Here is a 2,527-nt window from a genome sequence, read left to right as displayed (position 1 = left end):
TGCCATTTTTTAACATCTCCTTATTCGCTTAATGGTTATTATTTACCCAATCTTCCTAGGAACTTAATCATGATTACACTAAAAATTACTTTCTTCTTTATAAAAACAAGCTCGAATTACTCATGCAATAGTCTCTTTACAAATTCAACAAAATACTCAGGTACTTTTTCCAGAATCCTTTCATCCGGTTTATATTGAGGGTGATGTAAATCATATTCACTATGAGAACCAATTAACGCAAATACACTTGGAAAATGTTGACTATAACCTGAAAAATCTTCTCCAATCGTAAGCGGCTGTTCCATCATTTCCACCTTATATCCAACATGTTGGGCTACTGCAATTGCTTTATGCGTCAATGCCTCATCATTCATCACAGCGCCAGGTAAATGTGTATAATTTAAATTAATTTTCATATTATATGCTTGAGCCAATCCGTCCGCAATATCTTGTAATCGTGTTTCTACAAGCTTTCGTACCACAGGATCAAAACTACGCACTGTGCCTTGTACATACGCATGATCAGCAATGACATTCCAAGTATTACCACATGATATTTGTCCAATTGTTACTACCGCTTCATCAAACGCAGATAGATTTCTACTAACTATGGATTGAATACTATTAATCAATTGCGCCAACACAATAACTGGATCGTTGCATTGTTCTGGCTTTGCAGCATGACCACCCACGCCTTTAATATGAAACTCAAAGCGATCTACTGCTGATGTAATTGCCCCTGTTTTGATTGCAAATGTACCTACCGAACGCGATGGGTCATTATGAAAACCCAATACTGCTTGTACATCTTTTAATGCATCTGTTTCAATAATTTTAAAAGCGCCATGTCCTAGTTCTTCTGCTGGTTGAAAAATGAATTTAACACGCCCAGTAAGAGTGCCCTCAATTTCTTTTAATTTTACAGCCGTAGCCAAAATACTAGCCATGTGAATATCATGACCGCACGCATGCATAACACCTTCATTTTCAGATTTAAAATCCTGTTCAACAAGCTCTTGAATCGGTAAAGCATCAATGTCAGCCCGAACAGCTATACAACTCAGACCTTGTCCCACTTCAGCAACCAGCCCAGTCATAAGCGGTAAGTCTAATATTCTAATATGATGTTCTGTTAAAATATCTTTAATTTTTTGTGTAGTCTTAAATTCTTTATCGGATAGTTCTGGAAATTGATGAAAATACCTTCTCCAGGTAACAGCTTGATCTTTTAATCCCATCGGTCATTCCCCTTCCTTAAGTCAATGATATGTTGTCTACCCTACGATGATCATCTTTGACTATTAAACGATGATTTCACAACAATGTACTCTTGTTAATTACTTTCGCTAATGATAGACAGTTGTTTAATAATATCGTAACACTGTTGTCAAACTATTCTAACTTTTATAATTAAGAATCTATACAAAAACGTGTTCTCGGATAAACTTGTTTTTACAAACCACAAAAGCTCTAAACATTAGTGTAAACCAATGCTTAGAGCTTTCTAATTATTTTATGCTTTAAAAGATAATGTGTTATCTACGATGACCTTACCGTCTTTAATAACTTTTTCTGCGTGATTGATACCAAAATGATATGGAATATATTCATGATTTGGTGCATCCCAAATTACTAAATTAGCCTTATCACCTGTGTTAATTGTACCCGCGTTAATGTCTATTGCTTTAGCAGCATTGACCGTAACAGCATTCCAAACTTCATTAGGTGATAGCTTTAATTTCAAGGCTGCAATCGCCATAACAAGTTGTAAGTTGTTTGTGACACTACTACCAGGGTTATAATCAGTTGCTAATGCAATCGCACCGTTATTGTCTAGCATGCCTCTTGCATCTGCATAATCTTCTTTACCTAAATAGAACGTCGTTGCAGGTAAGAGGACAGCTACAGTATCACTATTTCGCAACTTTTCTTTTCCTTTATCACTAGAAGCTACTAAGTGGTCTGCTGATATTGCTTGTTCATCAATTGCTAATTCCAGTCCGCCTAACGGATCAATTTCATCCGCATGTATTTTCACTTTAAAACCTGCTTCTTTGGCTTTTTGCATATAATGTTGCGATTGTTCTATTGTAAATACACCTGTTTCACAGAAAATATCCGCAAAGTCTGCATATTGTTTTACTTCCGGAAGTAACGCAATCATTTCTTCTAAAAATGCCTCATTTGAACTTGCCTCTTTAGGTACAGCATGAGGCCCTAGGAAAGTATGTTTCATGTCTAAATCATATTTCTCAGCTAAACGATTAGACACTTTCAATTGCTTCAGTTCATTTTCTCTATCTAATCCATAACCACTCTTACTTTCAACTGCAAGCACGCCGTGTTTAATCATAGTAAGCAAATCATGCTCTGCTTTTTTAAACAAGTCATCTTCGGATGTTTCTCTAGTAGCATTAACGGTAGATAATATGCCACCACCCATTTCTAATATTTCAAGGTAAGACTTACCTTGACGTTTTAATGACATCTCATGTTCTCGAGATCCACCAAATGTTAAATGGGTATG

General features: G+C 36.0%; 2 protein-coding genes. Both read right to left on the bottom strand.

The features are described 5' to 3' along the window. Positions 1-116: 116 nt before the first annotated feature. The gene (locus IDG60_RS10970; protein ID WP_000523157.1) at positions 117-1,238 is read right to left on the bottom strand and encodes a M20 peptidase aminoacylase family protein; all 1,122 of its coding nucleotides are present in this window, start codon (positions 1,236-1,238) and stop codon (positions 117-119) included. A 275-nt stretch (positions 1,239-1,513) separates the two neighbouring features. Then, a partial coding sequence (hutI, locus tag IDG60_RS10965) for an imidazolonepropionase (protein ID WP_206160691.1) occupies positions 1,514-2,527 on the bottom strand: 1,014 nt, incomplete at its 5' end.

It is taken from the genome of Staphylococcus sp. EG-SA-2 (genome assembly GCF_017152085.1).
Note: the sequence above shows the minus strand (reverse complement) of the source record. Positions and strands in the feature narration are given on the sequence as shown.

Bases quoted from the DNA above. Each gene is read 5' to 3' on its own strand.
- IDG60_RS10970 (WP_000523157.1), bottom strand. From the start codon at position 1,238: ATGGGATTAAAAGATCAAGCTGTTACCTGGAGAAGGTATTTTCATCAA.